General features: G+C 71.6%; 13 protein-coding genes and 2 pseudogenes. 8 read left to right on the top strand and 7 right to left on the bottom strand.

What is annotated here, in order from left to right:
* Positions 1-925 (bottom strand): TerD family protein (locus tag ITI46_RS27325; protein WP_209242573.1); only part of this gene is annotated, 925 nt, incomplete at its 3' end.
* A gap of 516 nt (positions 926-1,441) precedes the next feature.
* Here ITI46_RS27325 and ITI46_RS27320 point away from each other — a divergent pair.
* The 4 genes from ITI46_RS27320 to ITI46_RS27305 all read left to right on the top strand — a co-directional run bounded on the left by ITI46_RS27320 (position 1,442) and on the right by ITI46_RS27305 (position 8,460).
* Positions 1,442-3,784 (top strand): MMPL family transporter, encoded by a 2,343-nt coding sequence (locus tag ITI46_RS27320; RefSeq protein ID WP_209242572.1) that lies wholly within the window; start codon positions 1,442-1,444, stop codon positions 3,782-3,784.
* Entirely contained in the window at positions 3,744-4,442 is a 699-nt protein-coding gene (locus tag ITI46_RS27315) for a hypothetical protein (protein ID WP_209242571.1), read from the top strand. Before ITI46_RS27320 ends, ITI46_RS27315 begins: the two co-directional genes overlap by 41 nt.
* Positions 4,443-4,616: 174 nt before the next feature.
* Entirely contained in the window at positions 4,617-4,817 is a 201-nt protein-coding gene (locus ITI46_RS27310) for a hypothetical protein (RefSeq protein WP_209242570.1), read from the top strand.
* A 34-nt stretch (positions 4,818-4,851) separates the two neighbouring features.
* Positions 4,852-8,460 (top strand): helix-turn-helix transcriptional regulator, encoded by a 3,609-nt coding sequence (locus ITI46_RS27305; protein ID WP_247746662.1) that lies wholly within the window; start codon positions 4,852-4,854, stop codon positions 8,458-8,460.
* Between the two features lie 55 nt (positions 8,461-8,515).
* Here ITI46_RS27305 and ITI46_RS36120 read toward each other — a convergent pair.
* From ITI46_RS36120 to ITI46_RS35135, 3 genes and pseudogenes are all read right to left on the bottom strand, one after another.
* Positions 8,516-8,602 (bottom strand): annotated as a pseudogene (locus ITI46_RS36120) (DUF6191 domain-containing protein); the annotation flags it as partial.
* A 10-nt stretch (positions 8,603-8,612) separates the two neighbouring features.
* Positions 8,613-9,776 carry a PQQ-dependent sugar dehydrogenase gene (locus ITI46_RS27295; RefSeq protein ID WP_372452083.1) on the bottom strand — a complete coding sequence of 388 codons (1,164 nt, stop codon included), beginning with the start codon at positions 9,774-9,776 and terminating at the stop codon, positions 8,613-8,615.
* 163 nt (positions 9,777-9,939) lie between these two features.
* A pseudogene (locus tag ITI46_RS35135) lies at positions 9,940-10,215 on the bottom strand (hypothetical protein); the annotation flags it as partial.
* A 33-nt stretch (positions 10,216-10,248) separates the two neighbouring features.
* On the opposite strand from ITI46_RS35135, the gene ITI46_RS27290 reads away from it, so the two are divergent.
* The gene (locus ITI46_RS27290; protein ID WP_209242575.1) at positions 10,249-10,410 is read left to right on the top strand and encodes a hypothetical protein; all 162 of its coding nucleotides are present in this window, start codon (positions 10,249-10,251) and stop codon (positions 10,408-10,410) included.
* 457 nt (positions 10,411-10,867) lie between these two features.
* On the opposite strand, the gene ITI46_RS27285 is transcribed toward ITI46_RS27290, so the two are convergent.
* The 3 genes from ITI46_RS27285 to ITI46_RS27275 are packed head-to-tail and all read right to left on the bottom strand — an operon-like array spanning position 10,868 to position 13,370.
* Complete coding sequence (locus ITI46_RS27285) at positions 10,868-11,185, bottom strand: hypothetical protein (protein WP_209242568.1); 318 nt, start codon at positions 11,183-11,185, stop codon at positions 10,868-10,870.
* A complete protein-coding gene (locus ITI46_RS27280) occupies positions 11,182-11,811 on the bottom strand; it encodes a sigma-70 family RNA polymerase sigma factor (RefSeq protein ID WP_209242567.1) in 630 nt (209 codons plus the stop codon). Before ITI46_RS27280 ends, ITI46_RS27285 begins: the two co-directional genes overlap by 4 nt.
* Positions 11,808-13,370, bottom strand: coding sequence for a sodium:solute symporter family protein (locus tag ITI46_RS27275; protein WP_209242566.1), 1,563 nt, complete (start codon positions 13,368-13,370; stop codon positions 11,808-11,810). Before ITI46_RS27275 ends, ITI46_RS27280 begins: the two co-directional genes overlap by 4 nt.
* Positions 13,371-13,538: 168 nt before the next feature.
* On the opposite strand from ITI46_RS27275, the gene ITI46_RS27270 reads away from it, so the two are divergent.
* The 3 genes from ITI46_RS27270 (at position 13,539) to ITI46_RS27260 (ending at position 16,164) form a co-directional block, all read left to right on the top strand.
* Positions 13,539-13,760: a DUF3311 domain-containing protein gene (locus tag ITI46_RS27270; protein ID WP_209242565.1), complete on the top strand. Its 222-nt coding sequence runs from the start codon at positions 13,539-13,541 to the stop codon at positions 13,758-13,760.
* Positions 13,761-13,825: 65 nt separating this feature from the next.
* Positions 13,826-15,979, top strand: a complete 2,154-nt coding sequence (locus ITI46_RS27265) for a carbon starvation CstA family protein (RefSeq protein WP_280634835.1) — start codon at positions 13,826-13,828, stop codon at positions 15,977-15,979.
* Positions 15,976-16,164 (top strand): YbdD/YjiX family protein, encoded by a 189-nt coding sequence (locus tag ITI46_RS27260; protein WP_209242563.1) that lies wholly within the window; start codon positions 15,976-15,978, stop codon positions 16,162-16,164. The genes ITI46_RS27265 and ITI46_RS27260 overlap by 4 nt, the downstream gene beginning before the upstream one ends.
* The last annotated feature ends 39 nt before the right edge of the window (positions 16,165-16,203 follow it).

Below are 16,203 nucleotides of genomic sequence, written 5' to 3'. Positions count from 1 at the left end.
GTGCCTGAGGCGCTTGCGGGGCCTGCGGGGCTTGTGGTGGCGGCGGCACTTGGCCGCCGTGCGGGGGCTGGACGATGGGGGCGGCCATGGTGGGCGCGCCGTGCACGTCCGGCGTCGTGGGTTGCTGGGGCTGCTGCGGAACCTGCGGCTGCTGCGGTGCTGGTGGCTGCTGCGCTACCTGCGGTGCTTGCGGTTGCTGCGGTGCCTGAGGCTGCTGTGCCATTTGGGGCTGCGGCGCCTGAGGTGCCTGGGGCGCCTGCGGCTCCGGCGCGGTCGCTGCCGGAGGGGCGAACCCGGGCGCGGGCTGCTGCGCCGCCGGACCCCCTCCTGGTGGCGCGAATCCGGGCACCGCACCGCCCGCGGGCGCGGCCTGCTGCGGCTCCGGCTCCTGCTCCTCCAGCACCTCGCCGCCGAAGTTCTTCAGCAGCGCGTCCAGACCCCCGTCGAAGCCCTGGCCGATCGCGGCGAACCGCCAGATGTCGTTCTTCCGGTAGATGTCCCCCAGCATCACGGCGCGCTCGGTGCTGAACTCGGAGCCGTCGAAGGGATACCGGGCGACTTCCTCGCCGCCCGCCACCAGCCTGATGTAACCCGGGCCGATCTGCGACATCTGCCCGGCGCCGTCGATCGTCGCCGTGAACGACAGGCGCTGCACCTGCGGCGGAATCCGCTCCAGCGTCACCCGGAAGGATTCGGTGTCCCCGGCCTGCGCCCCGAGGAGCTGAAGGGACTCCTCCGGCGACTTGGGCTGGTTGAAGAAGATGAAGTAGCGGTCGTCGGAGAGCCGTTCCTGCTCGTCCAGCCCGAAACAGCTGATGTCGAAGGAGAGTCCCGCTCCGGCGATCTGCACGCCCACGTACAGATCCGTGCCCGCGGTCAGATCACTGATCTTGGCCTTGTGGCCGCGTTGCAATTCCCTGGGCATACGTAACGACCGTCCCCCATCCCGTGTGGTGCGTGCTTCGAGCCGTCCAGGCGTTCGTCCGGCCGTCCAACTGCCGCGGTGCGGGCGCCGGACGGCTCCCACAGGCTAATGGGTACCAGCGGCGGCGGTACCCGGTGCATGCCCCGATGTGTGCCCCGACGCGTTCCCGGGCCCGTTCCCGGTCGCCCCCCGGGCCCGCTCCCGACCCGCTCCCGACAGCCGTCCGCGCGGCCTCCATGTCCGGTTGCGGAGCAAGCGTCCGCAGGCGGCCGGATACGCGGTGAGGGCCCGGTTACACGCTGGTACGCGGGGCCGTGCGCATTGTGGGTATCACCACAAAGGCCGCAATCGATCTTTCCGGGATGGCACGCTGCCAAGAGCGCGGTCCTTGAGGCGAGGTTCTCGATTGCCTCGGACCCCTCCCCCCGGCTCCCGGCCGGGAGGCCCCCAGCTGCGGCGGACCGGGGACGCCGCGCCCCTCCGTGCCCGTACGACTCCAGGGAGCAGGCGACGCCCGTGACCGCTCTTGCCCGCTGGTGCCTGAAGCGCCGCCTCCTCGTTCTGCTGCTGTGGCTCGTCACCCTCGTAGGTGCCGTGACCGCCTCGTCACTCCTCGGCAGCTCCTACTCCGACGACTACGGCGCCCAGGGCACCGAATCGGGCCGGGCGGCGCAGCGGATGGAGAGCGCCTTTCCCGACCGGGCCGGCGGCAGTGACACGATCGTGTGGCATACGGACACGCAGAGCGTGCGCGCGACCGCCGTCCAGGAGCGGATGACGGACACACTGCGGGACATCGAGCAGCTGCCGGGCGTCGCCTCCGTCGAGTCGCCCTACGGACCGCACGGCGCGGGAAAGATCAGTAAGGACGGGCAGACCGCCTACGCCGACCTCAGCTTCGACAAGCCCACCGATGAGCTGGGCGAGAAGAAGGTGCAGCACGTCGTCGAGACCATCCGGGACGCTTCCGACCCGGACCTCGGCCTCCAGGCCGAGGCGGGCGGTTCCGGTGTGGCGGCGGCGGAGTCGCCCAAGGCGCACCTGGCCGAGGGCATCGGGCTGGCAGCGGCCGCCGTGGTGCTCTTCCTCGCCTTCGGCTCGCTCGCCGCGACGGCGCTGCCCCTGATCAACGCCGTGGTCGCGGTGGGCACGGCGGCGGCCGGCATCGGACTGCTCAGCAAGGCGATGACCGTCGCGGACTTCGCACCCATGCTGGGCATGCTCATCGGACTGGGCGTGGGCATCGACTACGCGCTGTTCATCGTCACCCGGCACCGAAGAGGACTGCGTGCCGGGCTGCCGGTGGAGGAGGCCGCCCGGCGCGCGGTCGCCGTCTCGGGGCGCGCGGTCGTCTTCGCGGGCGCCACGGTCTGCATCGCGCTGCTGGGCATGTTCATCCTGCGGCTCGGCTTCCTCAACGGCGTGGCGATAGCCGCCAGCCTCACCGTGCTGCTCAGCGTGGCGGCCTCCGTCACGCTGCTGCCGGCCATGCTCGGTTTCATCGGCATGCGTGCGCTCAGCCGCCGCGAGCGACGGCAGCTGAGCGAGCACGGGCCACGCCCCGACCGGCCCACGGGCTTCGCCATGCGCTGGTCCGCCTTCGTGGAGCGGCACCCAAGGCTGCTGGGTGTGATCGCCGCGGTGCTGATGGCGGTGCTCGCGCTGCCCGCGCTCGGGCTGCACCTGGGCACCTCGGACCAGGGCAACGATCCCGCCGCCAGCACCACCCGCAAGGCGTACGACATGCTGGCGGACGGTTTCGGTCCTGGCACCAACGGCCCGCTGACGCTGGTCGGCGAGCTGGACGGGGCCGGCGACAAGCTCGCCTTCGACCACCTCCGGGAGGACCTGCGCGACACCCCGGGCGTGGCCGATGTGAGCGGCCCGCAGTTCAACGGCAGCGGCGACACCGGCGTGATCACCGTGGTGCCGGACAGCTCTCCGCAGTCGGAGTCCACCTCCCAGCTGGTGGACCGGCTGCGCGGTGACGTACTGCCGAAGGCCGAGGACGGCTCGACCATGGACGTCCTGGTCGGCGGCACGACCGCGGGGCACGACGACTTCGCGGACATCATCGTCGGCAAGCTGCCGCTCTTCGGCGGTGTGGTCATCGGGCTCGGCTGTCTGCTGCTCCTGCTGGCGTTCCGCAGCATCGGCATTCCGATCAAGGCCGCTGTCATGAACATCGCGGCAGTTGCCGCCGCCTTCGGCATCGTGGTCGCCGTCTTCCAGTGGGGCTGGGGGAGCGAGATGCTCGGACTGGGCAGCGCGGGCCCCATCGAGCCCTTCCTGCCCGTGATCATGATTTCGGTGCTCTTCGGGCTCTCCATGGACTACCAGGTCTTCCTGGTCAGCCGGATGTACGAGGAATGGCGGCTGACTGGCGACAACAGACGCGCGGTGCGGGTGGGGCTCTCGGAGACCAGCAAGGTGATCAACTCCGCGGCCGTGATCATGATCTCCGTCTTCGGCGGGTTCGTGCTCAGCGGCGACCGGCTCATCGCCATGTTCGGCATCGCGCTGGCGTCCGCGGTCGCGCTGGACGCGTTCGTCCTGCGTACGCTGCTGGTGCCGGCGCTGATGCACATGCTGGGCGGCGCCAACTGGTGGCTGCCGCGATGGCTGGAGCGACGGATGCCCCGGCTGAGCATCGAGCCGGACACGAGCGCGATCGAGCCGGACACGGGCGCGATCGAGCCGGACACGGGCGCGGAGGACGCCGTTCCCGGGGCTCCCGAGAGCGCTCCCGTACCGCTGGTGAGCCAGCGCACCGGGTCTCTCATCGGTCTCTCAGAAACCGCCCCTACGGTGGCCGCCCATGGCTACCGAAAGCACGAAGACCACGCAGAAGCGGACTGAGAAGTCCCTCACCGACGAGCCGACCGACGAGGCGGTCCCAGCGCAGGGAAAGTCCGACGCGGAGCCGGACGCGAAGCCCGACGCGGCGACGACCCGCGCCGCGCCTGCGGTGGACGTCCGTAAGGCGTCTGAGGACGCCACCGACGACGCGCACGGCGACGCGCACGATGACGCATACGAGGACGTGCACGGCGATGCGCACGACGACGCCGGTCGCGATGCCGCTGAACGCCGGACGGGCCGGGGCAGCGACTGGGTGGGTGGCGCCGTCGCCGTCGTCAGCGCCGGGCTCGGACTCGCCTCGCTGACCGGCACCTCGTTCAGCGAGATGCTGCGCGAGCGCAAGAGCCTCATCGGCCAGATCGAGAGCGGCGCTCAGGGCGGCTCAGGCGGCTCGGCCGCCGACCAGGTCAACTCCGTCTACGGCGCACCCTGGCACGCGGCAGCCGTCGTCAACGGCATCTTCGCCGTGCTGGCCCTGGTGGTGGGCGGACTCCTCCTGGCGTCGCTCAGCGGTCGCCCCGGCGCCCGCGGCTGGGTCAAGGCCGTCTCGCTGGGCGGGGTGCTGCTCGGACTGATCGGCCTCGTCGTCGCCGGCGGTATGTACTTCGACCTGTTCGCGGCCCAGCCCAAGGTGCCCTCGACCCCCGGCCAGTGACCGTGCGGGGGCCTTACTAAGGGGGCGCACGGTCTGCCGGGCAGGTTCCTAAGGCCCTCGGGGCACCCAAGACTGGGCAGATGCCCGATGTGCCGGGGCCCCCTCAGGAAGCAGTGTGGAAGCACGCAGTGCACGAGCACTCATCCCACACCACTCCCCGAGGGGGCCACCGCCATGCTGTACGACCTCAGCAACAGCCAGCACCAGCTCCGCATGGACGACCTGCGCCGCGAGGCCGAGCACGCGCGGCTGGTCCGCGCCGCCAAGGCGGCCGTTCGGGAGCAGCGGCGCGCCGCACGCCCTGCCCGCTCCTGGTTCGGCCGCCGGCCAGGGAAACGGGACGACGAGGAGCCGGTGTGGGTACCGGCGGCGTGACCGTCCGTATCACCGCGAGTAAGGCAGATGCCCTATGCCGGTGCCGGATGCGATGCTGAGCCACGTGCCCCTGAAAACCGCTGTCAGCCCTGTGTTCGTCGGTCGCACCGCCGAACTGGCCGCTCTCACCAAGGCCCTTGCCTCCGCCGGCACGGGCGCGCCCCAGGCGCTGCTGCTGGGCGGCGAAGCCGGCGTGGGCAAGACCCGGCTCCTGGAGGAGTTCCTGGAGCGGGCCCGTGCGGCGGGCGGCGTCACCACGCTCGGCGGCTGTCTCGAACTGGGCGCGGACGGCCTCCCCTTCGCGCCCTTCACCACGGCGCTGCGCGGCCTGCGCAGCGCCGTGCCGCCGACGGCCCTCGCAGCCGCCGCCGAAGGCCGCGAGGGCGAACTGGCCCGGCTGCTGCCCGACCTGGCCGTGCCGGGGCCCGCGGCGCCGCAGCGCGAGGAGAACGACTACGGCGCCGACGGCGGACGCGCCCGGCTCTTCGAGGCGACGGCCCAACTGCTGGAGCGGCTGGCCGCCGACCGCACCCTCGTCGTCGCCCTCGAAGACCTCCAGTGGGCCGACCGCTCCACCCGCGAACTCCTCGGCTATCTCTTCCGTTCCGTACGCGCCTGCCGGCTGGTGCTGCTGGCCACCTACCGCACGGACGACATCCACCGCAGGCACCCACTGCGCCCCTTCCTCGCCGAGCAGGACCGGCTGCGTACCGTTCTCCACCTGGAGCTGCCGCGCCTCACCAGGGCCGAGGTCCGCGACCAGATCACCGGGATCAACGGTGCCGAGCCCGCGAGCGAGCAGGCCGAGGAGATCTTCCGCCGCTCCGAGGGCATCCCCTTCTTCGTCGAGGAGCTGACCGCCACCGACGCCGCGTGCGCCATCAGCGACTCGCTGCGCGATCTGCTGCTCGTCCGGGTCGAGGCGCTGCCCGAGTCGGCGCAGCGCGTGGTGCGGCTCGCCGCGGGCGGTGGCTCCGCCGTGGAGCACGCACTGCTGGCCGCCGTCGCCGGGCTGAGCGAGGACACGCTGCTGGCGGCCCTGCGCTCGGCGGTCGGCGCCAATGTGCTGCGCCCCACCGAGGACGGCTCGGGCTATCTCTTCCGGCACGCCCTGCTGCGCGAGGCGGTGCGCGAGGACCTGCTCCCCGGCGAGCTGGCCCAGGTCAGCCGCCGCTACGCGGAGGCGCTGGAGGCGGAGCCGTCACTGGTGCGCGCCGAGGAGCGGCTGGCACGCCTGGCGCACTACTGGCACCGCAGCCGGGACGCGGCCAAGGCGCTCCCGGCGGCGCTCTCCGCCTCGGTCGAGGCGCGGCATCGGCACGCGTACGCCGAGGAGCACCAACTCCTCGAGCGCGTCATCGAGTTGTGGGACGAGGTGCCGACGGAGGCCAGGGCCGGGCTTCCCGCGCTGCGGATCCCGCGCACGTTCCCCGCCGTTGACGCCCCGGTCGGTCCCGGCGGCTCCTGCCTCTCCCAGCCGCCGCACTTCATCGAGGTGCTCGCTGAGGCCGTCGTCGCCGCCAGGACCAGCGGTGATGTGGCGCGCGCCAAGGTGCTCGCCCGCCGTGCGCTGGCCCGGCTGGACGAGACGAAGGACCCGCTCGCCAGCGCCTGGTTCCAGCTGAAGCTGGGGATGCTGCTGGAGGACACCGGCAAGGGCGACGGCTGGACGCAGATCGCCAAGGCCCAGGAGCTGATCCGCGGACTGCCGCCCTCCGCCGTGCACGCCGAGGTGCTCTCCAGCGCCGCGAGCTGGGGCATGGTGCACCGCCCCGGGCGGGAGGCACTGGCGACGGCCGTCCGCGCCGTGGAGCTGGCCCGGGTGGTGGGCGCGACGGCCATCGAGCTGGACGCCAGGGTCACCCTGGGCACCCTGCTGGCCGAATCGGGCGATCTGGAAGAGGGCTTGGCCGAGCTGGCCAGGGCCCGGGACGAGGCGGATGAGGCGGGGGTCACCTCGGTGATGACCTGCGCCGCCATCAACATCGCCGTCGAGCTGGAGGCGGTGGGCCGCTCGGCGCAGGCTGCCGAGGAAGCCGCCCGAGCGGCCCACGTGGCCCGCGAGCGCAACCGTCCCAACTCCCATGCGGGAGCCCTCGCCGGGCAGGCCGAGGCACTGCTGTCGCTGGGGGAGTGGCCGCGCGCTGCCGAACTCCTGGAGAGAGCCAGAGCCGCGGCGCGGGTCGCCGATGTACGCGCCTGGGTCGCGCTCCTCCGCGCCCGGCTGGCCCACGGCCGGGGCGATCTGCCCGGGCTGGAGTCCGCCGTCGAGGAAGCGGTGGCCACCATGGGCTCGTCCCCCTCCGGAGAGCCCCAGCGAGTCGTGGCGCTGCGGTGTTTCACGATGGTGCTGGCCGCCGAGCGCGGCGAGCTGGAGCAGGCACGCGCCGAGCTGACCACCGCCCTGGACGAGGATTTCCCGCCCGGCTCCCACCCCTACGCATGGGCACTGCTGTACGCCGCCGCCTCCCACGAGGCGGAGCTGCGCGGGCTGCCGGACGCCGAGCGGGGGCGGGCCGACGTGCTGTCCGAGGTGCGCTACGCGGCCCGCCGGCTGCCCCGGCCCGCGCCGGTGTGGGAGGGCTACGCCCTGCTCCTGGAGGCCGAGTTGCAGCGCGCCGCTGGGCGGAACGACCCGCAGCTGTGGGAGGCGGCGGCGCTGGCCCTGGAACCGGCGGGCCAGCCCTGGCCACTGGCCCGCGCCCGGCTGCGCTGGGCCGATGCGCTGCTGCAGGCCCGGGGCGCACGGGGCGGCGCGCAGGGCGCGGAGGAACCGCTGCGGCAGGCTCATGCCGCGGCCGTACGCCTGGGCGCCGCACCGCTGCGGACCGAGGCCGAACAGCTCGCGCTGCGGGCGCGGATCGCGCTGGACGGCGGTCACGACCGGCCGGGTGGCGACGGCGGGGGAGGGGCGGAGCATCCCGAGGCACAGGCAGCGTCCGCGCGGACCGCCGACCCTGCCGAGTCGTTCGGGCTCACCCGGCGGGAGCGCGACGTGCTGGGACTGGTCGCCGAGGGCCGCAGTAACCGGCAGATCGCCGAGCGGCTGCACATCTCCCCGAAGACGGCCAGCGTGCACGTCTCCAACATCCTCGCCAAGCTGGGCGTCACCACGCGCGGCGAAGCGGCGGCCATGGCCTTCCGGCTGCGCCTGGTCGGCCCGGACAGCACCGGCAATGGCCTCAACTCAGCGGCGGCGCCGGGGACAGGGACGCCCTCTTCGCCGAGAACGACTCCGCGGCCGGGGACGAGCCCCTCGCCGGGGACGAGCCCTCCGCCGAAGACGCCCCCCTCGCAGAGGACGAGCCCTCCGCCGAGGACGAGCACCCCGCAGAGGACGGGCTCTCCGCGGAGGACGGGCTCTCCGCGGAGGACGACTCCTGCGCCGTCGGCGGCTCGCGGGTCATCGGCGGGCCCGGCTCCGGCCTCCGCGCCGCCCCCGAAACCTCCGACCCCGACTCCTGCTCCAGCCCCGACTCCTGCTCCAACCCTGCCTGCTACTCCTGCCGCGGATCCTGCCCAGCCTCCAGGTCCAGGTCCGGCTCCTGCCCCGCCTCCAGGTCCGGATCCGGCTCCCGCCCCGACTCCACATCCGGCTCCTGCCCCGGCTGCGGGGCGGTCCGTTGCCCGGGTGGACGGATGAGAACGTGGCCGGAGGCCAGGTCGATCGGTCCCTTGCCGGGGTCGTTGCTGCCTTCCTCGACCCGGGTGTGCTCGAGCCGCCGCTGCTCGTCGTCGGTGTGTTTGCGTCCTGGCGCGAACAGCTCCTCTATGAGGTTGAACATCTGACCATCCTCAGCGCACCTTGAGTCGCAGGATTCGGTCGTCCCCCTTCTCCGGTGAGCCACGTCCGTCCGTCTCGCTCGTGACCAGCCAGAGCCCGTCGCCACCACCGGTGCCGTGGTCGGCGACGACCGTACGGAGCCGTCCGTATTTTCCCTTCAGGAACGCTTGGGGGGCGGCTGCGGGTTCCGCACCCTTGAGCGGAATGCGCCACAGCCGCTCGCCGCGCAGCCCGGCCATCCACACCGACCCCTTCGCGACGGCGAGCCCGCTGGGGGAGGCGACGTCGGTGTGCCACTGCTCGACCGGGTTGCGGAAGCGCTTGTCGTCGCTCTTGCCCTCGGCGTCCGGCCAGCCGTAGTTCTTGCCCGGTTCGATCAGGTTGAGCTCGTCCCAGGTGTCCTGCCCGAACTCGGAGGCCCACAGCCGGTTCTCGCGGTCCCAGTCCAGGCCCTGCACATTGCGGTGCCCCCAGCTGTAGACGACCGAGTCCGGTTCGGGGTTGCCGTGTCCGGCCGGCTCGCCCTCGGGCGTCATCCGGAGGATCTTGCCGCCCAGCGACTTCTTGTCCTGGGCGAGGTCGCCGTCGCCGGAGTCGCCGGTCCCCGCGTAGAGCATCTTGTCGGGGCCGAAGGCGATCCGTCCGCCGTTGTGGATCTCGCTCTTGGGGATGCCCTTGAGGATGGTGTCCGGAGCGCCCAACTGGTCGCCGGGTTCCTTTTTGTCGTCGTAGACCATCCGCACGATCCGGTTGTCGGAGGCGGAGGTGAAGTACGCGTACACCATCTTTCCCGCCTGCGCCCCGTCCGGCGGCACCGCCAGTCCCATCAGCCCGCCCTCGCCGCCGGGCTCCACCCCCGGCACCGAGCCGACCTCCGTCTTCTTGCCGCTGTCGGCGTCGATGCGCAGGATCTTGCCGGTGTCCCGCGAGGAGACCAGCAGGTCGCCGCCGGGCAACGGTGCGAGCCCCCAGGGGGTCTTGAGGCCGGTCGTGAGGATCTTGACCACCTTCACGGAGCCCTTGGCCGGTGCCGCGCTCGGTGTCGACGCCGCGCCGGAACTGCGGCTTTCCTTGCCTGACGGCTCGTCCCCCGTGCCGCCGCCCCCGCCCGAGCACCCTGCGCTCAGCGCCAGTGCGCAGGCCATCCCGATGCTCACCCGTGTCGTACGTCGCACCTCGCGGCTCCCTCATCCTCGGCAAGCGCCACCCCCCACAGGGGATCACATCAGCGCCTCCCTCCGCCCGTCAGACGCGAGTTGCGCCGCGCAGGGAAGGGCGCCCCCTGCCCGATGTCGCCGGGAGGTGCCCCCGGGGCGCGGTCCTGCCCTAGTACTCCAGTTAGAAATCGTTTCCTGAGCTGGTTCTTCTTCGGTAGTGGCAGCGGCGGCGAGGGCTTGGTGTCGTCTGCGCCAGAGGGACCAGTTCAGAGCATGGGTGACTGGTCCATGGTGGGGTGTGGGTCGGTGTCGTTTCTGCTGCTCCCTTTTCGGTGGTCTGGGCTGCGATGACGGCCAGGAACGCGTGGGCGAGCATGGCAAGGGTGATGTGCCGGTACCAGCCCGGATAGCGGCGAACTTCATACTGGTCGAGGCCGCATTCGTTCTTCGCGGCCTGGTTCGCGGCCTGGAATGCTGTGGCCCACACACGGTGCCAGCTGCGCGTCATTTCCTGGGCGTGGTGGACGCACTGACCGTTCAGCACGAAAAGCGGGCCGAGGCCCGCAATCGCTCACGGCTGCGGGCGGTACGCGACTGCTGTCGGGCCCGCACCCGCAAGGCCGAGCAGGTCACCCACGGCCGCTCCGGTTGAGGCCCCGTTTCGCCGGATCCGGCGTGTTCCGAGCGCTCGTGCGACAACGTGCGACACCACGAGCAGACGGTGTCGTGTTCGAGAAGAACGCGGGCCGCGGTGGACGACTGCGGCTGCAGTCCACAGCCGACGGTCCCGGCCGATGCCCGCCGAAGCCGGCCCGGCCTACGACCCGCTGACGGTCCGCGAACGGGAGATCGGCGGTTTGGCCGCGCAAGACCTGACGAACGCGGAAAACGCGGTACTACTGGGCGGGCCGGGCGACCAAGCGGTCACCGGACGGAGGTCCGTGAGGCGTTCGGCTTCCGTGAGTGCTTCCGTGAGTGCTTCCGTGAGTGCTCTGAGGAGGACCAGGTCCAGCTCCGGGACCGGCCCCGAAGCAGGTCGCCGTGCTGGGCCCGTCGGTCCCCGTGTCCGTCGCGGGCGCGGTGTTCCTCACCACGGCAGGCTCAGCAGCTCAGGACCCGGATGAGCGATATTGCTGCGCACCCGAGAAGATCACGCCGGCGCTGGACGGGGTCTGGTTGAGGACCCACAGGCCGATCAGAGTCGCGAGCGTGAAGACGACCGCGATCAGGACGGCGAGAACCAGCCGTCGACGCCGTTCCCGGCGCAACCAGTCACCGCGGGCCGTGCGATAGGCATCGGGGGCGGCTCGCACTCCGTCGGCCAGCGTCTCCAGGGCTGCGCGCAGCTCCTGTTCGGTACGGTCCAGGCCCGGGTCCTCCTGGTCCTTTTCCGGCTTTCCCGTCTGGTTCGGTGAGGTGTCGTTCATCGCCGGGCCTCCATCACCTGGGTCAAGGCGGCGATGCCGCGTGCGGTGTGTGTCTTGACCGATCCGCAGGAGATGCCCATCGCGGCGGCTATCTCCCCCTCCTTGAGACCGAGCCAGTGGCGCAGGACGAGCGCTTCGCGCTGCCGGGCGGGCAGTTGCTGAAGGGCGTCGATCAGTACGCGCTGGTCGTCGTGGAGCAGGGCCGTGCTCTCGGCGGAGGCAACCACGTCGCGGGGCGGGTTCTCGGCGTGCTTGCGGGCCACTTGGAGGTGGCGGATCCGCATCCGGGTCAGATTGCACACCGTGGAGCGCAGATACGCCTCCGCCGCCTCGGTGTCCCGCAGTCGCCGCCACTTCCGGTAGATCTGGTAGTACGCCTCGGCCACCACGTTTTCCGGGTCGTCGGCGCCCAGCAGGACGGCGAGGCGCAGCATCGAGGCGTAGTGCAGCTCGAACAGGCGGGCCAGGGCCGCCTCCCGCTCCAACTCGGCCGGATCGCTCAGCGCCGTAGCGAGCTCCTCGTCCCCGGCGGTGGGGCGTGTCACCGGCGCGGCGGCCTGCGGTGGCGGCTCGGCGGTCCGGGCGGCCTGCGACACCGGGACGGGTAGGTGCTGTCTGCGTCTCATGGGTTGTTCGCTCCCGTCTCGGGGCGCCGCCTGACGGTCAGGCGGGACGGCAGGCCGGTGACGTCGGCGCCGCGCGGGACACCGAGGCGCTCGAGGGCGGCGGTCCCGGTCACGGCGACGGTCAGATTGAGGAGCAGGGCCGCGAGCCCGGCATAGATCTCCAGCGGCTGCTCCCCGACGCCGAGGGGCACGATCGAGGAGAAGCCTCCTCGCACCACCAGAAATGTTCCGGCCACCATGCCCACCCCCCATCCGGCCAGCAGGGCTCGGGGGTGCAGCCGGCCGGTGAACAGTCCGACGGCCACGGCCGGAAAGATCTGCAGGATCCATACACCGCCGAGCAACTGGAGGTTGACGGCGTCCTGGTCGCGCAGTCCGAACACGAACGCGACCGCCCCCACCTTCGCGGTCAGCGACACGGCCTTGGCGATGCGCACCTGCCGCTTGGGCGTGGCCGTCGGATGCACGTACTCGACGTATACGTTGCGTACGAAGCTGGTGGCGGCCGCGATCGACATGACGGCGGCCGGGACCAGCGCCCCCACGGTGATCGCGGCGAACACCAGCCCGGCCAGCGGCGCCGGCATCAGCCGGTCGACCAGCATCGGCACGGCGGCCTCGGCGCCGCCCTTCGGGGCCCGCACCCCCGCCGCGAGGGCCGCGATGCCGAGGAAGCCGAAGAGCGCGAGCAGTCCCGTCCAAGCGGGCAGCGCCACCGAGACCTTGCGCAGGGTGCGCGGGCCGTTGCCGGCGAAACCCGCAGTGAGCACGTGCGGGTACATCAGCAGGGCCAGCGCGGAGCCGAGGGCGAGCGTGGCGTACGCGGGCTGCTGGGCGGAGGTGAGGACCAGCGGAGAGTGCGCGGCGTCAGTGCCGCCGAGCCGCCGTGCCGCGCCGTCGAAGACCGGTCCTGGGCCGCCGAGCCGCTCCAGGACCAGCCAGGTGACCGCGGTGAGCGAGACGAAGACGGCGACCGCCTTGAGCGCGGAGATGACGGCGGGCGCGCGCAGCCCGTGCCGGTACGTGGCCACGGCGAGCCCGGCGAACAGCGCCACCATCACCAGGTCTCCGGCCGCACCTCGCGCGTACACACCCCCGGCCGTCAACACCGCGCGTATGCCGAGCAGCTGCAGCGCCAGATACGGCATCGTCGCCAGGATCCCGGTCAGCGCGACCACCAGCGCCAGCGGCTGCGAGCCGTATCGCCCGCGCACGAAGTCGGCGGTGGTGACATAGCCGTGCCGCCGGGCCACGTTCCACAGCCGGGCCAGCAGGACGAAGGCGAGCGGACAGACGATGACCGTGTACGGCACCGCGAAGAAGGCCGATGCCCCGTTGCCGTACGCCAGTCCCGGTACGGCGGTGAAGGTGTAGGCGGTGAAGATCGTGCCGCCGAGCAGCAGCCAGGTCCACACGGGGCCGAGGCTCCGGTCGGCCAGTGCCCAGCCCTCCAGGGACGGCAGCCGGTCGCTCGGCCGCAGCCGGCGTGCGGTCACGGCGAGCAGCGACGCTCCGCCGATCACGGCGAGGAACGTCGCGGTCATGGCGCCGTCGGCCATGGGTCACCGTCCTTGGTGTGCCTGAGCCCTCTCCGGAGAGTTGCGTGACCGGCCGGTTCCGATGACACGGAATCGGCGGGAAATCTTCTGGAAATTCGCTGTCAACCAGTTCCGGCGGATGGGCAACTCTTGCACGGACCGACAGCGAACGGGAGAGGAGCACTGGTCATGGCACGTACCGGTCAGCACCGGCTACGGCGCGTCGCGATCGCCGTACTGCTCCTCGCTCCCGCGGTGGGGTTGCTGTGGGTCCCCTGGTACGCCGGTGCGAGCCCCCGGCTCGCGGGGATGCCGTTCTTCTACTGGTACCAGGTCGCCTGGGTGCCGGGGTGCGGCCTCTGCCTGCTCGCCGCGTACGCGCTGACCAGGAACGAACGCCACGACCCCTGATCCGTACGCATTCGTATCGCCACACACCACCGTCGAGGTGAGGAGCCGCCGTGCCTACGTCAGCCATGCCCGAAACCGGTCGGACGACGTCACAAGGACCGCCGCCCGCACGGTCCCGTATGACTCCGCGGGCTGTCCTCTCGTGGGCTGCCGTCGCCCTGCTCGGCGCCGTTGCCTGGGGCGTTCTCGCGCTGGGCCGCGGGGAGGAGATCTCCGCGGTCTGGCTGGTGGCGGCCGCGCTCGGCTCGTACGCCATCGCCTACCGCTTCTACTCCCGCTTCATCGTCCGCCGGGTGCTGAAGCCCGACGACCGCCGGGCCACTCCCGCCGAACGCCTGGAGGACGGAGTCGACTTCCATCCCACCGACCGCCGAGTGCTGCTCGGCCACCACTTCGCCGCGATAGCAGGCGCCGGGCCGCTGGTGGGGCCGGTGCTGGCGGCCCAGATGGGCTATCTGCCCGGCACCCTGTGGATCGTCGCCGGGGTGATCTTCGCCGGGGCGGTGCAGGACATGGTGGTGCTGTTCCTGTCCATGCGGCGGGACGGCAAGTCGCTCGGGCAGATGGCCCGTGACGAGATCGGCCGGGCGGGCGGCGCGGCGGCCCTGATCGCCGTCTTCGCCATCATGATCATCCTGCTTGGCGTGCTCGCCCTGGTCGTGGTCAACGCGCTCGCCCATTCCCCGTGGGGCACCTTCTCCGTCGCCATGACGATCCCCATCGCCCTGTTCATGGGCTTCTGGATGCACCGCATCCGCCCCGGCCGGGTCGTCGAGACGAGCCTGATCGGCGTGGCACTGCTGCTGCTCGCCATTGTCGGTGGCCGCTGGGTCCAGGAGTCCTCGCTGGCCCACGTCTTCACCCTCAGTCCGGAGACGCTCGTCTTCTGCCTGATCGGATACGGATTCGTCGCCTCTGTCCTGCCTGTGTGGATGCTGCTCGCGCCGCGCGACTACCTGTCCACCTTCATGAAGATCGGCACCATCGCGCTGCTCGCGGTGGGGGTCGTGGTCGCCGCCCCCGCACTGCGTGCGGACGCGGTGAGCGACTTCGCCTCCTCGGGCACGGGTCCGGTCTTCGCCGGGGCGTTGTTCCCCTTCCTCTTCATCACCATCGCCTGTGGCGCCCTGTCCGGCTTCCATGCGCTGGTCGCCTCCGGGACCACTCCGAAGCTGATCCAGAAGGAGTCCCAGGTACGGATGATCGGCTACGGCGCCATGCTGATGGAGTCGTTCGTGGCGATCATGGCGCTGATCGCGGCCGCCACCCTCGAACCCGGCCTGTACTACGCGATGAACGCTCCCGCCGGCCTGCTCGGTACGACGGCCGAGTCCGCCTCGCATGCGGTGGCCGACCTCGGTTTCGCCATCACCCCCGACCAGCTGACGCATGCGGCGAAGGCGGTGGAGGAGCAGACTCTGATCGCCCGCTCAGGTGGCGCTCCGACCCTCGCCGTCGGGATGTCGGAGATCTTCTCCGGGCTCTTCGGCGGCGCCGCGATGAAGGCATTCTGGTACCACTTCGCGATCATGTTCGAGGCGTTGTTCATCCTGACGACGGTCGACGCGGGCACCCGCGTCGGACGGTTCATGCTCCAGGACATGCTCGGAAACGTCTGGAAGCCCATCGGCCGTGTCAACTGGAAGCCCGGCATCTGGCTGTGCAGCGGACTCGTCGTGGCCGCCTGGGGCTATTTCCTCTACACCGGTGCCACCGACCCGCTGGGCGGAATCAACCAGCTCTTCCCCCTCTTCGGTATCGCCAACCAGCTCCTCGCCGCCGTCGCCCTCACCGTCTGCACCACGGTCCTGATCAAATCCGGGCGGCTGCGCTGGGCCTGGATCACCGGCGTTCCGCTGGCCTGGGTGGTCGCGGTCACCTTCACCGCCGGCTGGCAGAAGATCTTCTCCGACGACCCGAAGGTCGGCTTCTTCGCCCAGCGGGCCCGGTACACCGACGCCATCGACGCCGGCCAGGTCCTCCCGCCTGCCAAGACCCTCGACGACATGCACACCGTTGTCACCAACTCCACCGTCGACGGTGTCCTCATCGCCCTGTTCCTGCTGCTGGTCGCCGTGGTGATCGTCAACGCGGCGGTGGTATGCGTACGCGCCGTACGTTCCCCCGACCCGCTGCCGACCACCGAGGCGCCGTACGCCGCATCCCGTATCGAGGTGCCCGAGCAGGTCGCCGAACCGCTGGCGGGAGCCCGGTCATGAGCGCCCGGCGCTGGGCGCGGGCCGTTCGCTGGTACCTGCGCGAGCTGACCGGTGAGGCCGAGTACGACCGCTACTGCGAGCGGTACCGGCGCCGCCATCCCCTCGCGCCGGTACCGACCCGCCGGGATTACGAGGTGCTGCGCACGCGGCACCGGGAGACCCACCCGCACAGCCGCTGCTGCTGACGTACACGTCCGGGCCGGGGGCGTTCGCGCCCCCGGCCC

It is taken from the genome of Streptomyces oryzae, from assembly GCF_017676365.1.
Lineage (GTDB): Bacteria > Actinomycetota > Actinomycetes > Streptomycetales > Streptomycetaceae > Streptomyces > Streptomyces oryzae.
This window is presented reverse-complemented; position numbering and strand designations above follow the sequence as displayed.